This window comes from Flavobacterium sp. W22_SRS_FP1 (assembly GCF_052113685.1).
GTDB lineage: Bacteria > Bacteroidota > Bacteroidia > Flavobacteriales > Flavobacteriaceae > Flavobacterium.
In genome coordinates this window covers 20,459-40,171 of sequence record NZ_JBGQOE010000028.1, presented here as the reverse complement: position 1 = coordinate 40,171, position 19,713 = coordinate 20,459, and the positions used below count along the sequence as shown (strand labels likewise).

Annotated in this window: 16 protein-coding genes; 10 read left to right on the top strand and 6 right to left on the bottom strand. The window is 36.5% G+C overall.

The annotated features are described in order from the left end of the window. The first annotated feature begins 849 nt into the window (after positions 1-849). Positions 850-2,298, top strand: coding sequence for an APC family permease (locus ACEN2H_RS13320; protein ID WP_441733152.1), 1,449 nt, complete (start codon positions 850-852; stop codon positions 2,296-2,298). A 15-nt stretch (positions 2,299-2,313) separates the two neighbouring features. Here the strand turns inward: ACEN2H_RS13320 and ACEN2H_RS13315 are convergent, their stop codons facing one another. Next, entirely contained in the window at positions 2,314-2,994 is a 681-nt protein-coding gene (locus ACEN2H_RS13315; protein WP_441733150.1) for a Crp/Fnr family transcriptional regulator, read from the bottom strand. Positions 2,995-3,102: 108 nt separating this feature from the next. On the opposite strand from ACEN2H_RS13315, the gene ACEN2H_RS13310 reads away from it, so the two are divergent. The 9 genes from ACEN2H_RS13310 to ACEN2H_RS13270 all read left to right on the top strand — a co-directional run bounded on the left by ACEN2H_RS13310 (position 3,103) and on the right by ACEN2H_RS13270 (position 12,058). Next, positions 3,103-5,481, top strand: a complete 2,379-nt coding sequence (locus ACEN2H_RS13310; protein ID WP_441733148.1) for a heavy metal translocating P-type ATPase — start codon at positions 3,103-3,105, stop codon at positions 5,479-5,481. 93 nt (positions 5,482-5,574) lie between these two features. Continuing rightward, positions 5,575-5,760 (top strand): cbb3-type cytochrome oxidase assembly protein CcoS, encoded by a 186-nt coding sequence (ccoS, locus tag ACEN2H_RS13305; protein WP_441733146.1) that lies wholly within the window; start codon positions 5,575-5,577, stop codon positions 5,758-5,760. 2 nt (positions 5,761-5,762) lie between these two features. Then, positions 5,763-7,946, top strand: a complete 2,184-nt coding sequence (ccoN, locus tag ACEN2H_RS13300; RefSeq protein WP_441733144.1) for a cytochrome-c oxidase, cbb3-type subunit I — start codon at positions 5,763-5,765, stop codon at positions 7,944-7,946. Between the two features lie 11 nt (positions 7,947-7,957). Continuing rightward, entirely contained in the window at positions 7,958-8,128 is a 171-nt protein-coding gene (locus tag ACEN2H_RS13295) for a CcoQ/FixQ family Cbb3-type cytochrome c oxidase assembly chaperone (RefSeq protein ID WP_441733143.1), read from the top strand. 23 nt (positions 8,129-8,151) lie between these two features. After that, the gene (locus ACEN2H_RS13290) at positions 8,152-9,063 is read left to right on the top strand and encodes a cbb3-type cytochrome c oxidase N-terminal domain-containing protein (RefSeq protein WP_441733141.1); all 912 of its coding nucleotides are present in this window, start codon (positions 8,152-8,154) and stop codon (positions 9,061-9,063) included. Between the two features lie 29 nt (positions 9,064-9,092). Then, positions 9,093-10,511 carry a cytochrome c oxidase accessory protein CcoG gene (ccoG, locus tag ACEN2H_RS13285; RefSeq protein ID WP_441733139.1) on the top strand — a complete coding sequence of 473 codons (1,419 nt, stop codon included), beginning with the start codon at positions 9,093-9,095 and terminating at the stop codon, positions 10,509-10,511. A gap of 46 nt (positions 10,512-10,557) precedes the next feature. After that, positions 10,558-11,007, top strand: a complete 450-nt coding sequence (locus ACEN2H_RS13280) for a FixH family protein (RefSeq protein WP_441733137.1) — start codon at positions 10,558-10,560, stop codon at positions 11,005-11,007. A 65-nt stretch (positions 11,008-11,072) separates the two neighbouring features. Next, positions 11,073-11,774 (top strand): sulfite exporter TauE/SafE family protein, encoded by a 702-nt coding sequence (locus tag ACEN2H_RS13275; RefSeq protein ID WP_441733135.1) that lies wholly within the window; start codon positions 11,073-11,075, stop codon positions 11,772-11,774. A gap of 38 nt (positions 11,775-11,812) precedes the next feature. Next, positions 11,813-12,058, top strand: coding sequence for a YdcH family protein (locus tag ACEN2H_RS13270; RefSeq protein WP_441733133.1), 246 nt, complete (start codon positions 11,813-11,815; stop codon positions 12,056-12,058). A gap of 150 nt (positions 12,059-12,208) precedes the next feature. Here the strand turns inward: ACEN2H_RS13270 and hemN are convergent, their stop codons facing one another. The 5 genes from hemN to ACEN2H_RS13245 form a co-directional block, all read right to left on the bottom strand. Continuing rightward, on the bottom strand, positions 12,209-13,573 hold the full coding sequence (hemN, locus tag ACEN2H_RS13265; protein WP_441733131.1) for an oxygen-independent coproporphyrinogen III oxidase: 1,365 nt from the start codon (positions 13,571-13,573) through the stop codon (positions 12,209-12,211). Between the two features lie 145 nt (positions 13,574-13,718). After that, positions 13,719-15,749 carry a DUF349 domain-containing protein gene (locus ACEN2H_RS13260; RefSeq protein ID WP_441733129.1) on the bottom strand — a complete coding sequence of 677 codons (2,031 nt, stop codon included), beginning with the start codon at positions 15,747-15,749 and terminating at the stop codon, positions 13,719-13,721. A gap of 419 nt (positions 15,750-16,168) precedes the next feature. Further along, positions 16,169-16,918, bottom strand: a complete 750-nt coding sequence (locus tag ACEN2H_RS13255) for a shikimate dehydrogenase family protein (protein ID WP_441733127.1) — start codon at positions 16,916-16,918, stop codon at positions 16,169-16,171. After that, on the bottom strand, positions 16,918-18,315 hold the full coding sequence (locus tag ACEN2H_RS13250) for a tetratricopeptide repeat protein (RefSeq protein ID WP_441733125.1): 1,398 nt from the start codon (positions 18,313-18,315) through the stop codon (positions 16,918-16,920). Before ACEN2H_RS13250 ends, ACEN2H_RS13255 begins: the two co-directional genes overlap by 1 nt. 134 nt (positions 18,316-18,449) lie before the next feature. Then, positions 18,450-19,643 carry an aspartate aminotransferase family protein gene (locus ACEN2H_RS13245; protein ID WP_441733124.1) on the bottom strand — a complete coding sequence of 398 codons (1,194 nt, stop codon included), beginning with the start codon at positions 19,641-19,643 and terminating at the stop codon, positions 18,450-18,452. Positions 19,644-19,713: the final 70 nt, after the last annotated feature.

Sequence of the window (19,713 nt, the reverse complement as noted above, 5' to 3'; positions counted from 1 at the left end):
TTTTCGTTTTTCCATCGTACAAAATTATAGTTTTTGATTTATAATTGTGTCCGATTATTTAAGGGGTCAATACATTACACTTCTTCTTTCAGTATGAGATGTGTAAATATTCGACGAAAAAATATATTTGACTGTTGTAAACAAAATCATACTTAGGGTAATTTTAATTTTATTGAAGTGAGATAGTCAAAAATATTACTTATCAGAACAGCTATATTTTAGTCTTAAAAAAATTAGGGATGATCATAATTTAATTGTTAAACAGCAGGAAGCAAGAGCTTTCTGCTGTTTTTTGTTTTGTGAGTCTTCATTTTAATTTTGATTTTTATCTATAATTAGAATATTGTTATAGCAATTGGTTGGTTTTGCATCTGAGATATTTAATTTATAATATCTATTTTGATTAAGTATTCTAAGAGCTTGATCTGATATATAAAAAGTATTCATGTAGGGTTGAGTATAAATAAATCGCCATAGAACTTCAAACTGCAGAACTATTTAATTACTTTGACGGTTGATCAGGTAGAATTTGTGATAAATAAATATTATCAGTAGAATCAATTAGCATAATCAGCAAGATCTAAAGTTTACAAATTTAGTACAGTTGAGCTGTTCTACAATTCTCTTTAGATTAAACAATAAGTCAAAAAAATATCAAAATAAGGAATGTGGATCCTATTCCAAAAATAGATAGTTTGTAGGAAGGTTGCAAGTAATCTTCAAAGAAATAATATTCAGAGTCTGCAATTGTTAGTGACCTCAATTTTTAAAGGAAGCTAAGTTATTTCCCTACAAATAATGTACTTTTGGCGAAAAGCTAGAAAAAAACATTTAGAATTATACAGTTTAATGTCAGAAAATAAAACCGAGTTAAAACGTTCTCTAGGATTAATTGATGCCACGAGTTTAGTTGCAGGTTCCATGATAGGATCCGGAATTTTTATAGTTACCTCGGCCATGGCTAGAGACATTGGTTCTGCAGCTTGGTTGTTAGTTATCTGGTTGGTAACAGGACTGATTACGGTCGCCGCGGCATTGAGTTATGGAGAATTGGCTGGGATGATGCCCAAAGCAGGTGGGCAATTTGTTTACATTCAGCGTTCTTATGGAAGGTTAGTTTCCTTTCTTTATGGATGGACCGTTTTTACGGTGATACAAACAGGAGTTATTGCTGCAATCGCAGTTACATTTGCTAATTATGCGGCTATCTTTTTTCCTATATTAGATACTTCCCTTTTTAAATGGGAATCTGGCTTTGTTTTTTCATATCAAAAAGTTTTAGCTATTTTGAGTATAGTTGTGCTAACCTATATCAATACAAAAGGAGTAGAAAGCGGAAAAACGGTTCAATTGGTATTAACTGCGGCTAAGCTTTTTGCGCTTTTTGCACTTATAATTTTGGGGATATACGTTGGTTTGCATACTGATGTTCTATCAAACAACTTTACCCATATGTGGGATGCCAGCAGAACAGTTGTAGCAGCTGATGGAACAGTTACTGTGACAAAACTGGCCGGCATGGCGCTTTTAGGAGCTGCTGGGGCCACCATAATTAACTCCTTGTTCTCTAGTGATGCTTGGAATAATGTTACTTTTATTGCTGGAGAAATAAAAGAACCTAAAAAGAATATTCCACGTAGCTTATTTTTGGGAACTGTAATTGTCACTATTATTTATTTACTTGCAAATATTGCCTATTTAGCTTTGTTACCCATTCAAGGGACACCCAATGCGAATGACATAGCTAGTAACGGAATTATGTTTGCTAGTAACGATAGAGTAGGAGCCGCAGCTGCAAATATGATTCTGGGAAATGTGGGAGCATTCGTTATGGCTGGGTTAATAATGGTTTCGACCTTTGGCTGTAATAGTGGTTTAATTCTTTCAGGTGGAAGGTTATTTTATGCCATGGCTAAAGACAACTTGTTTTTTAAGCAAGCTACTGAACTGAACAGGAACCGGGTCCCAGCAAAAGCATTATGGGTTCAGTGTATTTGGGCTTGCGTATTATGTGTTTCCGGTAAGTTTGGAGACTTGTTAACTTATGCAACTTTTGCATCATTGCTGTTCTATATTTTAACGATTCTAGGTGTTTTTATCCTAAGAAAAAAGGAACCTAATGCAGATAGACCGTATAGAGCTTTTGGGTACCCGTTTGTGCCGGCGCTCTACATTTTAGTCACATCTGCAATTTGCATTACATTGTTGATATATGACACCTTAAATACTGGGCTAGGATTATTTATTGTAGTACTGGGGATCCCAGTTTATTATTTTGTGATGAATAAGAAGCAATAGCGATAATAACGATAACTATTCTGCTATCTTTTTCAACTTACTGATGTCTGTAAGTGTTATTTTCTTTCCTAGTAACGTAATCAGTCCTGATTTATTAAAATCGGATAGCAATCGAATACAGCTCTCAGTTGCCGTGCCAATCATGCTAGCTAATTCGTCCCTCGAAAGTTGGACCTTTAATGAATTGTCCGCATTTATGCCAAAAGTGCCATGCAAATACAGCAGTGTTTCTGCTAATCTTTCTTTGACGGATTTTTGGGCCATGTCAACTGTGTGACCATCGGATTCTTTCAGATCGCCGCAAATGGTTTTCATTACATTCATGGAAAACTGGTTGTTTTTGTCAAAGAAACCCATTACCTCGGTTTTGGGAATAAAACATACTTCCATGTCTTCAAGGGCGACGGCGCTTAGATTTACCGCTTCTTCACTTATTAAGGAACGTTGACCTAACAATTCTCCTTTTGAAACGAGTTTAACGATATGATCCTTTCCGTTAGGGCTTAATTTTGTGAGTTTGCAAATGCCTTGTTTAATGCAGAATATTCCGTTTACATTCTCTCCTTCTTCAAAAATCACTTCGCCCTTTTTAATGTTACGCGTTGTTTTGCAATCGGCAAGTTTCAGCAGCTCGTTTTTGTTGAGTGCTTTCAGGGAACTGAACTCTCTAACGATACATTGTTCGCATTTACTCATCTTGAAAAGTGTTTGTTAGTCATGTAAAATTACGCTTTTATATGACATATATCATATTTTAATTAACATTCGTTTAGCACCTTTGTCTCAGGTAAAAAGAGCAAAATTATGGATACACAAAACTGTTTCCATTGTGGTTTGGATATAATTAAAGTAGAGGAGATTGTTTTTGACGAAAGGGTTTTTTGCTGTAACGGCTGTAAAACCGTTTACGAAATTTTCAGTCTGAATAATTTGGCCTGCTACTATGATTTCGAAAAATCCCCTGGAGCGACTCCGCAAAAGACAAATGGTAAATATAATTTTTTAGACAATGAAAGTATTATTTCGAAACTATTGGAATTTCAAGAAGATACAACTGCTATTATTTCACTTAGCATTCCTCATATTCATTGTAGCTCGTGTATTTGGATTCTGGAAAATATACATCGTCTTCAAAAAGGAATAAGCGCTTCACAAGTGAATTTTCCGGATAAAAAAGTCAGGATTACATACAACCCGGAAGTGGTTTCGCTCCAAACCATAGTTTATCGGTTAAGCTCTATTGGGTACGAACCCTATATCAGTCTGGAAAATTATGAAACGGGAACAAATAATGTAGATCGAAGCCTAACGTATAAATTGGGTGTGGCTTTCTTTTGTTTTGGAAATATTATGTTGCTTTCCTTTCCTGAATATTTTGAAGTCAACGAATATTGGTTGGACACTTACAAACCTTTCTTCAGGTGGTTGATTTTTGTTATCTCATTGCCGGCGTTCTTTTATTCGGCTAACGGCTATTACGTTTCCGCCTATAAGAGTATCAGATCGGGAATGCTGAATATTGATATTCCAATCGCATTGGGAATTATTGTAATGTTTGTCAGAAGTACGATAGATATCGCTTTTGATTACGGGTCCGGATTCTTTGATAGTTTGACGGGTTTGATTTTCTTTATGTTATTGGGTAAAATGTTTCAGATTAAGACCTATAGTTTCCTGAGCTTCGAAAGGGATTTTAAATCCTATTTCCCTATAGCCGTTACCAGAATCAATGCAGATGCATCAGAAGAGAGTGTTCCCGTTTACGATATTCAAAAAGGGGATCGATTGCTCATCAGGAATCAGGAGTTGATACCGGTTGACGGGATTTTAATTAGTGAAAGCGCTACCATTGACTACAGTTTTGTGACCGGTGAAGCGATTCCAATAACCAAGAATTCAGGAGATAAAATATTTGCGGGAGGAAAGCAAGTAGGGAAAGTTATAGATATGGAAGTCTTGCATTCTGTTTCGCAAAGTTACTTAACGCAGTTGTGGAGTAATGATGTTTTTCAAAAGGACGTGGAACAACAACACAAAAACATCACCGATACAATCAGCCATTTTTTTACTCCAATTTTATTGTTGATTGCTTTTGCTTCATTCGGGTATTGGATTTTTATTGACACAATTACCGCTTTCAATGTTTTTACATCGGTATTAATCGTGGCCTGTCCCTGTGCCTTGGCTTTAACAGCGCCGTTCACTATGGGTAATGTGTTACGCATTTTGGGTAAACAAAAGTTTTACCTGAAGAATGCTTTGGTCATCGAACAATTGTCGAAAGTGGACACGATAGTTTTCGATAAAACGGGAACCATAACCACCAATAAGAAATCAAGTATTTCCTATGAGGGCACACCGCTTTCCGGCGAGAATTCAATTCTTGTCAAAAATTTGCTTCGGGCTTCAAATCATCCTTTAAGCAGAATGCTTTATGACTTCCTGCCAGACGGAAAAAGAATGAAAACCGCCAATTTTGAGGAAATTTCCGGTAAAGGAATTCAGGGAGCGATTGACGGAAAACATATTAAAGTCGGTTCCGCTTTTTTTCTTGAAAAATCAGAAGAAAGGGCCACGATGCAAACATCGGTTCATATTAAAATTGAAGGGGTTTATTACGGGAAATATGTATTCAACAATCAATACAGAGAGGGTTTGGAGAGTCTTTTTAAGAGTTTAAAGGCCGATTACAAGATCAAAGTTTTGTCTGGAGACAATGAAGGGGAGAAAACCACTTTAGAGAATGTTTTGCCCAAAGGAACCGAACTGGTATTTAACCAGAAGCCGGAACAGAAACTCGAATTCATCAGGAAATTGCAGGAAGAAGGTAAGAACGTCATGATGGTGGGGGACGGGTTGAATGATGCTGGCGCATTGGCGCAAAGCAATATCGGGATTTCGATTTCGGAAAACGTAAATGTTTTTTCACCAGCCTGTGACGCTATTCTGGAAGCCAACGAATTTCAAAAACTGCATTATTTCTTGAAGCTTTCGAAAAAAGCGATGACTACCATTAAGATGAGTTTTGCATTATCACTGCTTTACAATGTGGTGGGATTGTCATTTGCGATCACAGGGAATTTAAGGCCTTTAGTTGCGGCCATAATAATGCCTTTAAGTACCATTACTATCGTGAGCTTCGTGACGGTGATGAGTAATTATTATGCAAAAAGGCTGAAGTGATTTTATAATAAATTTAACAAAAAACGGAAGTATGATAAATGTCATATTTTTAGTATAAGTAGCAAGTTAACTTTGCGCTCACAAATTAGAGGTATGAGTGTTATTTATTTATTAATATCCATCAGTATTTTCGTGGCTGTTGCTTTTTTTATCGCATTTATAGTAGCGGTAAGAAGCGGGCAATATGACGACGATTATACCCCATCCGTCAGAATGCTTTTTGATGACGAAATCAAACCCCAAAATGAAGTACAAACAACAGAAGAAAAACAGAATTAATTATGGAAATGCAACAGTTTTACTATGACAACAAAATTGTTAAAAAGTTCATTTACGCTACCATTGTTTTTGGAGTGGTCGGAATGGCAGTCGGACTTTTATTGGCGACATTATTTTTATTCCCGAACCTTACTGACGGAATATCGTGGCTGAGTTTCGGTAGATTAAGACCATTGCATACTAATGCAGTTATTTTTGCCTTTGTTGGAAACGCAATGTTTGCAGGAATCTATTATTCTTTGCAAAGACTGCTGAAAGCGAGAATGTACAGTGATTTTTTGAGTAACCTTAATTTTTGGGGCTGGCAATTAATAATTGTTGCCGCAGCCATTTCTTTACCTTTAGGCTATACTTCTTCAAAAGAATATGCCGAACTGGAATGGCCTATAGACATTGCCATTGCATTGATTTGGGTTGTGTTTGGTATCAATATGATTGGTACTATACTAAAAAGAAGAGAACGCCATTTATATGTGGCGATTTGGTTTTACTTGGCGACTTTTGTAACCGTAGCGGTTTTACATATTTTTAATAGTCTCGCGTTGCCTGTTTCTGCAATAAAAAGCTACTCTGTTTATGCAGGCGTTCAAGATGCTTTGGTACAGTGGTGGTATGGACATAATGCGGTGGCTTTCTTTCTGACCACCCCATTTTTAGGATTGATGTATTATTTTGTGCCAAAAGCGGCAAACCGTCCCGTATATTCTTATCGATTGTCAATCGTTCACTTTTGGTCACTAATATTTTTATATATCTGGGTAGGTCCCCATCACTTATTGTACTCTGCTTTGCCTAATTGGGCCCAGAACTTGGGTGTTGTGTTTTCAATCATGTTATTGGCTCCGTCGTGGGGAGGTATGATCAATGGACTACTGACTTTGCGTGGTGCCTGGGATAAAGTTCGTGTTGATCCTGTTTTGAAATTTTTCGTTGTGGCAATTACAGGGTATGGGATGGCTACCTTTGAAGGACCTATGTTGTCTCTTAAAAACGTTAATGCCATTGCGCATTTTACGGACTGGATTATAGCGCACGTTCACGTGGGAGCTTTGGCTTGGAATGGGTTTATGGCTTTTGGGATGATCTATTGGTTGGTCCCAAGAATGTCAAAAGGACCTTTGTTTTCGGCAAAGCTGGCGAATTTCCACTTTTGGATTGGAACACTGGGAATTATACTTTATACCTTACCTATGTATGTGGCAGGTTTTTTACAAGCTTCAATGTGGAAACAATTTAATCCTGATGGAACTTTAACCTACGGTAATTTCCTTGAGACTGTGACGCAAATTATGCCAATGTATTGGATGCGAGCCGCGGGAGGAACCTTGTATATTATCGGAATGTTTGTTCTAGTTTATAACATCACCAAAACGATCAGGGCAAATGCATTAATTGAAGATGAATTAGCCGAAGCGCCAGAATTGCAAAAAATCACCAGCGGCAGAACAAAAGGAGAAAAATTTCACCCTTGGTTAGAGAGAAAACCGATTCAGTTGACAATTCTTGCAACTGTTGCGATCTTAATTGGCGGGGTTATTCAAATTGTCCCAACGATAATGGTGAAATCTAATATTCCGACGATCGCTAGCGTAAAACCATATTCGCCTTTGGAATTGGAAGGTCGGGACTTATATATCCGTGAAGGTTGTTTGGGTTGTCATTCACAAATGGTACGTCCTTTCAGAAGTGAATTGGAACGTTACGGACCCCAATCTAAAGCGGGAGAATTTGTTTATGATCATCCATTTTTATGGGGTTCAAAACGCACAGGACCGGATTTGTTGAGAGTGGGAGGCAAGTACAATGACAATTGGCATTTCAACCATATGTGGAGTCCCCAAAGTACCTCTCCGGGTTCTATAATGCCCGGTTACAAGTGGTTGTTTGATAATAGCGCTTTGGATATTTCGGATATTGAAGCTAAAATGAAAGTGATGCAAGCGCTTGGGGTTCCTTATACTGATGCAGAAGTGGCAAATGCAAAAAATGCGATTAAAGAACAGTCTCAAATAATTGAAGATAATCTGCATAATGACCCTGACTTTGTGAAAAGTTATGAAAACAGCAGGAAAAAAGCGGAGGCAAAAGGCGAGGAATTTGTCCCAATGCATCAGAGAGAGATTGTGGCATTAATCGCCTACATACAAAGGTTAGGAACCGATATCAAAGTAAAAGACACTAAGTAAAAATTAAAGTCATGTTTGAACAAATAAAACACAACATGGAAACTATCGCGGGAGTTGAGATTTATCCGATACTATCGTTATTGATTTTCTTTTCCTTTTTTGTTGGCCTTGGTATCTGGGTTGCGTGCTATAAAAAAGAAAAGATTAATGAATTGAGTCAAATTCCATTTAACGAAAATTAAGTTATAATTTCAAAATATTTAAAATGAAAAAATTAATCCCAGTCTACGTCAGAGTACCGCTAATTTTCTTCATCATTTTTGGTGCAATGGAGTATTTTATAGACTCGGGCGATCGTGCCGCATTTATAAAATACCCTATGGTTTCCTTGGTTTTGGCCTTTTTTCTATTTATTTTAATAGCTATAGAAATCACGATAGAAGCGATTGATAATGTGATTCGTCAAATGCTGACCGAAGAACAGAAATTAAGGTTAGAGGAGGAAATCAATTTGGGTTTCAGGGATAGTGATTGGTATCAAACGCTAATGCAGAAATTGACCAAAAGAGAGCCTGTTGAAAATGAGGCAAATATTTTGCTAAGTCACGACTATGATGGCATCAGGGAATTGGACAATAATTTGCCGCCATGGTGGGTATATTTATTCTATGGTTGTATTGTTTTTGCTGCGGTATATTTAGTTAGGTTCGAATTAATGAGCGGTGATGACCAAGAAATGGAACTGAAAAAGGAATTGGCACAAGCCAAAATCGATGTTGCTGAGTATATGAAAACAGCGCCGGATTTAATGGATGAAAAAACGGTGACATTACTTCTGAAACCAGCTGATTTAGCGGAAGGAAAAGAAATTTTCATCACTAATTGCGCCGCATGCCACAGAGCGGATGCCGGAGGGCAAATTGGACCGAACTTAACGGATGAACATTGGATTTTGGGAGGTGGTATTAAAAATATTTTTCATACCCTGGTAAACGGAGGGCGTGACGGTAAAGGGATGATTGCCTGGAAAGGAACACTTAAGCCAAAAGAAATGCAGAAAGTGGCAAGTTATATTCTGTCTTTGAAAGGCAGTAATCCAATAGATCCGAAAGCACCGGATGGTGGACTGTGGGTTGAGGAAACTAAGTCGAAAACAGATGTTCCGGTTATGAACTAAAGACACATTTAAAGTATATAAACAAAAAAATGTCAAAATTACCAGGCGAAACATTCAGGGATACGATCGGTACTATCGATGAAGAAGGAAACAGGAAATTCATATTTCCTAAAAAACCTTCAGGTAAATTCTATGACTATAGAAAGTGGGTCAGTTATTTTCTGTTAATCATCTTGATTGCAAATCCATTTATAAAGATCAATGGCAATCAGTTCATGATGTTCAATATTATAGAAAGACGATTTAATATTTTTGGATTTCCTTTTTGGCCGCAAGACTTTTATCTGTTTGTTTTGTTTATGATTGTTGGGGTGGTGTTTGTCATATTGTTTACGGTAATTTTTGGTAGGATATTTTGTGGTTGGATCTGTCCGCAAACCATTTTTTTGGAGATGGTTTTCCGCAGAATTGAATATTGGATAGAAGGAGACAGGGGTGCACAAATAAGGTTGGCAAAACAGGAATGGAATGCAGTGAAAATAAGGAAAAAAGGGATTAAATGGTCAGTTTTTTTAGTCATCTCTTTTGGTATTGCAAATGTCTTTCTGGCCTATCTCATCAGTAGCGATAAGTTGTTGCAAATGATTAAGGAGGGACCTGTGAACCATATGAGTACTTTGATTGCCTTATCGATTTTCACGGGTGTCTTCTATTTCGTGTTTGTTTGGTTCAGGGAGCAGGTTTGCATTATCGCCTGTCCGTACGGAAGACTCCAAGGGGTTCTTTTGGACAACAAATCAATCAATGTCGCCTATGATTTTGTTCGTGGCGAAAAAGAAGCGGGCAGAGCCAAGTTTAATAAGCAAGAAGACAGGGAAAGCAAAGGAAAGGGAGATTGTATCGATTGTAAACAATGCGTCAATGTATGTCCCACCGGAATTGATATTCGCAACGGAACTCAAATGGAATGTGTGAATTGCACCGCATGTATTGACGAATGCGATTTGATAATGGAGAGTGTAGGATATCCAAAAGGATTGATCCGGTATGGATCAGAAGATGAAATAAAGAAAAAACTTCCTTTCATATTTACTGCAAGAATGAAAGGCTATACTTCAATATTGGTAATTTTAATTGGAATTTTGATTGGCTTACTATTTTTGAGAACGGAAGTGGAAGCTACCATTTTAAGATTGCCAGGACAATTGTTTCAGCATAAAGGAGATAACATAAGCAATGTTTTTACGTATAAAATTATAAATAAGACCAACAATGATTTTAATGATATTCATTTGAAATTGGAAGGAATAAAAGGGACTTTGAATGTGGTTGGAAAACAGCATTTTAAAGTAAAAAAACGAGATATGAGCGAGGGGACTATGTTTGTAGAAATAAACCAATTCGTATTGGAAAGTGATAAAATTCAATTAAAAATTGAAGTGTACGACGGCGATAAAAAAATAGAAACTAGTACGACAAGTTTCTTAAGTCCGCGAAGTTTTGATTAGTATAATAATCCATTGAAGGTATACCTTCAGAATTTAAACTACAGATATGAAAATTAATTGGGGAGGCGGAATCGTCATAGCAATTGTATTGTTTATAAGTTTCATTTTATATTTTGTAATCAAAGTACAGGTAAATCCAAAATATGATAACGAATTAGTGCTAGAAGAATATTACAAGCACGATGCTGTTTTTGGAGAAGAAATGGAAAGAGTCCAGAACGCGGAGGATTTAAGTCAAAAACCCCTTATAGTGAATACTGCAGGCGGTATATCAGTTGTTTTTCCCGTTGCATTTACGGCAAATAAAATAAAAGGAAAGTTGTCCCTTTATAGACCGTCTAACAAGAAATTAGACTTCGAAATACCAATTTCGTTATCTAGTCCAACTTTGCTCATACCTAAATCAAATTTGGTAGGCGGTCGCTGGGACATTAACATGGAGTGGCAATACGATGGAAAGGAATATTTGACTAAGGAGACTTTTTATATTAATTAGAGACAGTTAATCGAGAATTCCAGACCCAGCTAGTCTTAATTTTTTTTGACTTTACGACTTATTTTATGCTATATACAGCGTTTATTTTCGGTTTAATCAGCAGTTTCCATTGCATAGGAATGTGTGGTCCAATCGCCATGATGTTGCCCGTGGACAGAAATAGCCCTGCAAAAAAAGCAAGTCAGATTTTGACTTACCATTTGGGTAGGTTAACGGCTTATGGGACTATCGGTCTCATTTTTGGTTTGGTAGGCAAAGGTTTTTTCATGGCCGGAATACAACAAAACCTTTCCATATTTATTGGGGTCGCAATGATTTCCGTTATCCTGATTCCGGAGAAAATATTTTCAAAATACAATTTTTCAAAACCAATATTTAGATTGATTTCTAAAGTCAAATCAACATTAGGAAGTCAGTTTAAGAATAAGAGTTATAAATCACTGTTTACTATAGGTTTACTTAATGGAATTTTGCCATGTGGGATGGTTTATGTAGCTTTGTTTGGAGCGATTGCCATGCAAAGCGAAAGTTTAGGGGTATTGTATATGGTTTTATTTGGATTGGGGACCGTTCCCATGATGAGTAGCGTGATCTATATCAATTCGTTTTTGACCATTCCCATTCGAAACAGGATTCAAAAAATTATTCCTTATGTAGCCATTTTAATCGGAATTCTGTTCATATTAAGAGGATTAGGTCTAGGGATTCCATATGTTTCCCCTTCCAATATGAGTTTGTTTGTGCAGGAAAATCCAAATTGCCACTAATTGTCACTATTTCAACAATAACAATAAAAGCAACAAAGATGGAAAGACACGATTTATTACATGAATTCCCTGATTATCAGGAAAAAATACACGAACTAAAAGTAAGCGATCAGCATTTTAGAACATTGTTTGATGAGTATCACGAATTGGAACACGAAATTCACCGTGTAAATACCGATGTTGAGGTGGTCACTGATGAACATGCCCATGAGTTAAAAGCAAAATTGCTGTTTATCAAAGATGCATTATACAGTATTTTAACAAAGGACGAAAAACCGGAATAGGTTATAATTGAATTGTTACCCCTTTTTGGATTTCAAAATATGACCGCAAATTCGCAAATTAGCCTGACAGTTTAGTGTCTGTAATTTGCGAATTTGCGGTTTTCTTTTTGTGTGTCTAAATTAATGATTGTTTGTTCAAAATAGATTTAACTAGATTGTCATAGAAAACAATTCAGTTTCTGGCGCTTTACGCTTCAAATGCAGGTCAAACGCCATACATATGTTACGAACGTATGGTTTCCCATTTTCGGTTACCTGAATGGAACTTTCATCAATCAGCAGCAGGTCGTCTTTTTCCATCTCTTTTAACTGAATCAATACTTCTGGAAGTTCTTCAAAATAATTCTGCTTATTTTCCCATGAAGTTTCAAACTGACACATTATATTCAAGATGTGTCTGCGAATGACCAAGTCTTCATCTGTCAGTAAGTGCCCCCTAAAAATGGGTAGCTTGTCCCATTCCAGGATTTGGTAATAATCCTCTAGATTTTTTTCGTTTTGCGCAAAACTGTACCAGCTGTCGCTAATGGAGGAAACTCCCAAGCCGATCATCAATTGGGTTTTTGATGAACTGTATCCCATAAAATTACGGTGCAATTGGTGCTTTTTAAATGCGTCAAAGAGACTGTCTGTTTCCAATGCAAAATGATCCATTCCTACTTCGTGATAACCGTTTTCAAGCAATAACTCTTTGCCTGTCTGGTATAATATCTTTTTATTCTCGTCTTTGGGTATGTTTTCGTCGTTAAAACCGCGCTGGCCGTTTCCTTTTATCCATGGCACATGAGCATAACTGTAAAACGCCAGTCGGTCGGGTTGCAATGATTTTGTTTTTTCTATGGTGTCAATGACATCTTCTATTTGTTGGAATGGTAAGCCAAAAATAATGTCGTGCCCAATTGAAGTATAACCAATTTCCCTGGCCCAAAACGTCACTTTTGCCACGTTATGAAACGGTTGTTGGCGATGGATTGCTTTTTGCACTTTTTCGGAATAATCCTGCACGCCAAAACTGACTCTTCTGAAACCTAAATCATACAGTTTTTTTAAATGTTCATGCGTTGTATTGTTAGGGTGGCCTTCAAAGCTGAATTCATAATCTTTGGCTTTCGTGGCATAACAAAAAATCCCATTGATTAAATCCTCCAAGTTTTTAGGAGAAAAAAAAGTGGGGGTTCCACCACCTAGATGAATTTCTTTTATTTGTGGTTTTTCACCTAGAATTCTACAATACAAGACCCATTCTTTTAAAACAGCTGCAATATATGGGTTTTCTACGCTATGATTAGTTGTGATGCGTTTGTTGCAACCACAAAAAGTACACATGCTTTCACAAAAAGGGAGGTGGATGTACAGGCTGATTCCTTCCCTTAAATTGCTTTCTACAAAGGTCATCTTCAAGCTGTCTATCCAATTTTGATATGAAAAATCGGATTCATTCCAGTAAGGAACAGTAGGGTAACTTGTGTATCTTGGTCCGGGAACATTGTATTTTTGAAGCAACGAATTTTTCATAAGATATGATTTGTCATTATTCAAAAGTAATCGGATTTATGAAAAGTTAAAATGATAATTATCATACTCTTATGCTATTTTGCATAAAAAAAAAAACCTCATTCTAGCGATAGAATGAGGTCGATGATGTATCAAATTAAATTTATTACTCTTGATTTAAACTCCTTAATTGTTTAAGTTTCTCTTTCCAAGTATCCATACTTTCTTTATGAATGGCTATGTTTTTCCTTACCTCTAAAACAATTGAATTTTCTTTTTTTGCGTTACGTGTATTTGTGAAAAATTGAATGTTATTTTCCAATTGATTAATTTCGTTTCGAACCTCGTCAATTTTTCGCATTATGAAAATCTTTTCGTTCTCCAGTTTTCTGGAATCATTATTTTCAGATAAACTATCCATTCGATTCGCAAAACGAATCATATCGGTGTCTTTTTTACTCAAACTCAATTTATCAAAAAGCGCGTCGAGAATTTTATTAAATTTTCCTTCGATATGCCTTCTTGGGAAAGGGACTTTTCCGAAGTTTTTCCAAGTTTCGATATGTAGCTTTATCGCATCCAAATCTGTCTTGTGGTCACCTGTCAATTCATACGCACGTAGGGTGTCAAGGTATAATTTCTTACTGTCAAATGCTGCAGTTTCTTCTGCGCTGTCTTCGTCCTTGTGCTCTTTTAGTTTATCGAAATATTTATTGCAAGCATCTTTGAATTCTTTCCAGATTTTGTCAGAATATTTCCTTGGGACATGTCCTATGTGCTTCCACTCGTCCTGAATTCTCTTCATGATTGGAGTCGTCACTGCAAAATCAGTACTTTCTTGTAGTTCTTGAGCTTTCGCAACTAGAGCGTTTTTCTTGCTTAAATTGTCGTTTTGCTCCTTTTTGATCTCTTTGTAAAAAGAATTTTTAAAAGAATTAAAATTTCTAACTGCTGATTTAAAAGCTGCCCAAGTTTCTTCGTTTACGTCTGAAGGTACTTTTCCAGCAGAGAAGAACGCACTTCTTAGTGCTTCTACTTTTTCAATTTGTTGAAGCCATTGGGAATGTGCATTTACTTTCACAGTTGCTAAAACTTCAATATCAGCAATAATTACTTTTTTCTTCTCTAAATTTTCGAGTTCAGTGCCTCTTAATTTTTCAAACAAAACTTCGCGTTTATCATGCATTTGTTTTGTCAAATCACTAAATTGGTTCCAGATGAGATCTCGATTTTCCCTAGAAACGGGACCGATGTCTTCTTTCCAAATTCTGTGTAAATCTTGTAATTCTCTGAAAGCCTTATTTACGTCATCCTCGTTAACTAACTCTTCAACGCGGGCAACGATTTTTTGTTTTTGCTCAAGATTGTGCTTGAAGTCTAAGTCTCTCGCCGCTCTGTCAAGATGCAAGTAGTCGTAAAAGTTCTCTACATGGAAATGATAATTATTCCATACGTGATTGTATTTGTCCTTTGGTATCGGTCCAGCATTCTTCCATCGTTCCCTTAAGTCATTAAAGTGTTTTAGGGTGTCCTTGATGTTTTCCTGCGGATTAATAAGATCTTTCAACTCCTCGACAATAGCTAACCTGTTTTCTAAATTTGTTTTCAAGTTAGTTTGCAAACTCTTGAAGTGCGTGTTTTTATTATCTCTAAAATGAGAGTAAATTTGATCAAATTTTGTTTTTAAAGGAGAATAATATTGAAAATCTTCCGTCGTATCTGGATTTTCAGTATGGTATTCTTCTTTTTTTTCTTCGATAAAGTGATTGTATTTTGCTAAAAACGCTTGCTTGATTTCTTCTACATGCTCTTTTATCGACATCACCTTTCCTGTAGAAACTAAAGTATCTAGTTCGTTTACAAGTGTCTCCAATGATAAACTGTCATAATCTTGCATCGGAATTTCGTGACGTTCTTTCAAGGTTTCATCTTCACCCTCTTCAGCATTTGATTCATCAATGGAGCTTAATGCTTTTTGATTTTGATTTTCAATTACTTCAGACGTAGTGAGTACTTCTTCCTCTAGAGAAACAGTTGTGTCATCTGTGTCGGTAGCAGTAGCAGTCGTTGCTGATTCTGGAGTATCAGCAGTTGATGATGTTTCTGTAATTGTTGAGTCTGCTTGAATTGACTCTATGGAATCAGTCTTTAAATTTCCATCTGCTTCTTGCAGGTTATCTTTCTTTTCTTCTAACATTATTTCAATGTTTAAGGTTTCTACTTTAATCGAATGCGAAAGATAGTAAAGGAGTATGGAATTACAAAATAAATCGTTTGTTTAGAGCAGTTTTAAGATGAGAACTTGTTTTTTCGAAACAATTTCTTGCTATATACTTTATCTTTTTTCTCTGCAATAATAGAGAAAAAAAATGCTACTGCTGTTATTTGTGTTAAAATATTTCACAAGCAATTGTGCCTAGGTTAATAAAAAAAACATAATATATCAAAGTAGACGGTAAATTGTTAGAGCAATCAATAAATAAGATTTTGATCAAATTTACCGCAGTGTTTCCCCTTTTACAACTAAATAGGATAAAGTAACGGCTAATTTAAAAAAAGCTTCCAACTTAAAACAGGCTGGAAGCTTTGATTGATCTTTAGAAATACTTATTCGTCTCATTTATTCCATATTTCCCATGCTTTCTCTGCCTGAAAAATAAGCATGTCTAATCCGTTTTTGATTTGTGCTCCTTTTTCCTTGGCTTTCTTTAGGAATTGTGTTTCAGCTGGATTGTAAATTAAATCAAAAGCTATATGCTGTTCAGTAAAAAGCTCATAAGGTAATAGCGGAAACGCTTCAACGTTAGGGCTTGTTCCTACTGGTGATGCATTAATTATAATTTGATAATTGTCAAAATTTGCAGCGTTAATTTGGCCATAAGTTATTGTATTTTCCTTAGCTTCTCTCGATACGAAAGTATACAAAATGCCTAATTCATCTAGTGCAAAAGCAACGCCTTTTGATGCGCCTCCGGTCCCCAGAACCAGTGCTTTTTTGTGATGGGAACGCAGCAAAGGTTCTAAAGATTTTTTAAAGCCATAATAATCAGTATTGTAGCCTTTTAATTTTCCTTTTTTTGTAACTTTGATGGTGTTAACTGCGCCAATTTTGGCGGCTTTCTTTGACAGTTTGTCCAAAAAGGGTATTACCGCCTCTTTATAGGGGATAGTTACATTAAGTCCTTTAAGGTGTGCTGTGTCTTTTGTGATTTGGGTAAATGCCGCTATTTCTTGAATGTCGAAATTCTCGTAGCTGCAAGAGCTAAAGTTTCCGTTTTTGAATTTATCGCTAAAATATCCTTTTGAGAAAGAGTAACTGATGTTTTTGCCCAATAAGCCATATCGTTTTTTTGCAATGTCAGTCATTATTCTTTCGTATGTTTTGCGATGTAATTCTGCACCATTTTCTTTTTCCAAACTACAGGAAACATATCCTCAATTAGGATATAGTTGTCAAAGTTTAAACGCATGGCATTACTCAAATGAAATTTTGCTTTCTTATTGTCTTGAATCATAAAATATAAGCCTGCCAAGCGGTATTCCACTTCGTTTTCTTCAGGAAAATATTCGGAGGCTTGTAATAAAGTTTGTATAGCGCTTTCAAACTCTCCTAAAAACTGGAGTGTATCTACCCAAAACAACCAGGTATCTAATCCATGATCACCAAACTCGACTGCTTTTCTGTAACCGAATTCTGCTTCTTCGAAGAAGTTCATTTGTTTGTTTATGCTTGCGTAACGTTTCCAGTATAGGCGGTTTTGATTGTCTATGGCCAAAGCTTTGTTTACATTAAACAATGCTTTCTGAAAGTCTTTTTGACGGACATGAAAGTCGGTAATCGCAATCCAACCTTTATCTAAAAGCGGATCTTCGTGTACGGTGTCATTATAATATTTTAGCGCTAAAACTTTGTTTCCCAGTTTTTCGTAACATTTTCCTATTCGAAGTAAAGCATAACTGGTGGCATCGTCTAATTCGATGGTTCTTTTGTAGCTTTCAATCGCTTCTTGGTATTTGTTTAAGCGTTCAAACGCTTTAGCTCTTTCCATGAAAGCACCAAGGAATTCGTCATCAATAAGAGTGGCGTAATCAAATGCGCGGATGGCATTATCGTAATCTTTCACTCCATAATATAAACGTCCCATCTGATGCCAACCGATTTCACTGTAGGGGTTTTTGTCTATGTATTTGTTCAAATACATAATTGCTTCTAGGTTTTGGTCTAAAAACTCAAAGCAGTATACAACATTATATAAAGCGGATTGATCGTCTAGATCTTCTTCTAAACATTTTATAAAACTTTGCTTAGCCATTTCGAAATTATCCATGAATAGGTACTCCATGCCGATTAAATTATACACATCGGCATAATCATCTGTATATTCTAACGCGGTTTTTAGAAGTTCAACTGCTTTATTATGTTGGTCCCTCTTCGAGTAGATATTTGCTTTCTGAATGAAAATTTCCTCATTCGTAGGCTCGATGGCATATAACTCATTTAGTAATTTTTCCGCTAAGTCCAATTTATCATCATAAACCAGCATTTCAACCTGCACTAGTTTTAAGCCTGTTGATTTTGGGTGTTGATCCAATGCTAATTTAAGTGCTTTTTTTGCCAATGCGGCCTTACCCATATCGAGATAATGAAGTATGATTTCTTCAAATTCTTCGGAATCAAAAAAGAGAACTGTGTCGGTTTTCAACATAGACTCAAATTTTGAAAGAGATAAGTTATAGTCTTCTTCTTCGTTGCTTAATTGCATACTTTTTTTTTTGAATTTGGCCTGTCTAAAAGTAGGCATCCTTATTGTTATTGTGGAAGAAAATTAGAATTGTTGTGAACAATTTAATTAACAAAAAAGGAAGTGGTGTTTTATTGCAGTTGTTTTTAAATCAATTAATTTTCATTTGACGCCAGGATTTCATCCATGACTTCTAGTATTATTGCGCAACCTTCTCTTATTTCTTCTTCAGAAATCGTCAGCGGCGGCGTAATTCTTATCGCACATCCTTCAAAAAGTAACCAAAATAAAATAAGTCCTTTGCCTTGACATTTCAATACCACTTCATTTGTTATTGCTGCGCTTTTTGTCATTGCGGCCAGCATTAACCCTTTTCCACGAATTACCTCTATCAAAGGGTGTACCAAAATTGATCTAAACAGTTTTTCTTTCTCTAAAGCGCTGTTCATTAGGGATGTTTCGGTAATTTCCTTCAAGGTAGCCAAACATGCTGCCGCAATGACAGGATGACCTCCAAAAGTAGTAATATGCCCTAGCTTTGGGTTATCACTCAACAAATCCATCATTGCAGATGAAGCTGTAAAAGCGCCAACTGGCATTCCGCCTCCCATTCCTTTTCCCATAACAACTACGTCCGGGACAACATCATAATGTTGAAAACCAAAGAGCTTCCCTGTTCGGCCAAAGCCCGGTTGAATCTCATCCAGAATCATAAGAGCACCAACTTCGGTGCATCGTTGACGAACTTTTTTAAGAAAATCGTTGTGTGGTTGTATAAATCCTGCTCCTCCTTGAATAGTTTCCAGCAGAATACCTGCCGTTTTAGTTGTTATTTTATCTAAGTCGGCTTCGTTATTGAAAGTGATAAATTCTACATCAGGGATCAGCGGGCGAAAAATTTGCTTCCGTTCCTCGAATCCCATTACGCTCAGAGATCCCATAGTGTTTCCATGATAGGCATTATGACAAGAAATCAATTGACTCCGTCCTGTAACGCGACGTGCCAACTTTAAAGCGCCTTCTATAGCTTCGGTACCCGAGTTTACCAAGTAAGTTTTGTCTAAAGGTTTGGGCAAGAGCGAGGCGAGTAGCTTGCAGTATTCTACGGCAGGACTTTGTGAGTATTCCCCGTAAACCATTACGTGCGAATATTTGTCTAGTTGATCCTTGATGGCCTGATTTACCCTAGGGTGTTGATGACCAAGCGTGCAAGCGGAGACTCCCGCAACAAAGTCCAAGTATTTTTTATTGCTAGTATCGTAAATATAAGAACCCACCGCATGAGAAACTTGCATTCCTAGTGGGTACGGAGAGGTTTGAGCTTGGTATTTTATGAAATCGTTGTTCACGTTTTTACGTTTTATAAAATTAGGAAGGTTTACTATTTTTAAACCGGAAGTGCGTAGCTGATGATCAAAA

Bases quoted from the DNA above. Each gene is read 5' to 3' on its own strand.
- ACEN2H_RS13290 (WP_441733141.1), top strand. From the start codon at position 8,152: ATGAAAAAATTAATCCCAGTCTACGTCAGAGTACCGCTAATTTTCTTC.
- ccoG (WP_441733139.1), top strand. From the start codon at position 9,093: ATGTCAAAATTACCAGGCGAAACATTCAGGGATACGATCGGTACTATC.
- ACEN2H_RS13260 (WP_441733129.1), bottom strand. From the start codon at position 15,749: ATGTTAGAAGAAAAGAAAGATAACCTGCAAGAAGCAGATGGAAATTTA.
- ACEN2H_RS13255 (WP_441733127.1), bottom strand. From the start codon at position 16,918: ATGACTGACATTGCAAAAAAACGATATGGCTTATTGGGCAAAAACATC.
- ACEN2H_RS13295 (WP_441733143.1), top strand. From the start codon at position 7,958: ATGTTTGAACAAATAAAACACAACATGGAAACTATCGCGGGAGTTGAG.
- ACEN2H_RS13310 (WP_441733148.1), top strand. From the start codon at position 3,103: ATGGATACACAAAACTGTTTCCATTGTGGTTTGGATATAATTAAAGTA.
- hemN (WP_441733131.1), bottom strand. From the start codon at position 13,573: ATGAAAAATTCGTTGCTTCAAAAATACAATGTTCCCGGACCAAGATAC.
- ccoS (WP_441733146.1), top strand. From the start codon at position 5,575: ATGAGTGTTATTTATTTATTAATATCCATCAGTATTTTCGTGGCTGTT.
- ACEN2H_RS13250 (WP_441733125.1), bottom strand. From the start codon at position 18,315: ATGCAATTAAGCAACGAAGAAGAAGACTATAACTTATCTCTTTCAAAA.
- ACEN2H_RS13275 (WP_441733135.1), top strand. From the start codon at position 11,073: ATGCTATATACAGCGTTTATTTTCGGTTTAATCAGCAGTTTCCATTGC.
- ccoN (WP_441733144.1), top strand. From the start codon at position 5,763: ATGGAAATGCAACAGTTTTACTATGACAACAAAATTGTTAAAAAGTTC.
- ACEN2H_RS13280 (WP_441733137.1), top strand. From the start codon at position 10,558: ATGAAAATTAATTGGGGAGGCGGAATCGTCATAGCAATTGTATTGTTT.
- ACEN2H_RS13320 (WP_441733152.1), top strand. From the start codon at position 850: ATGTCAGAAAATAAAACCGAGTTAAAACGTTCTCTAGGATTAATTGAT.
- ACEN2H_RS13315 (WP_441733150.1), bottom strand. From the start codon at position 2,994: ATGAGTAAATGCGAACAATGTATCGTTAGAGAGTTCAGTTCCCTGAAA.
- ACEN2H_RS13270 (WP_441733133.1), top strand. From the start codon at position 11,813: ATGGAAAGACACGATTTATTACATGAATTCCCTGATTATCAGGAAAAA.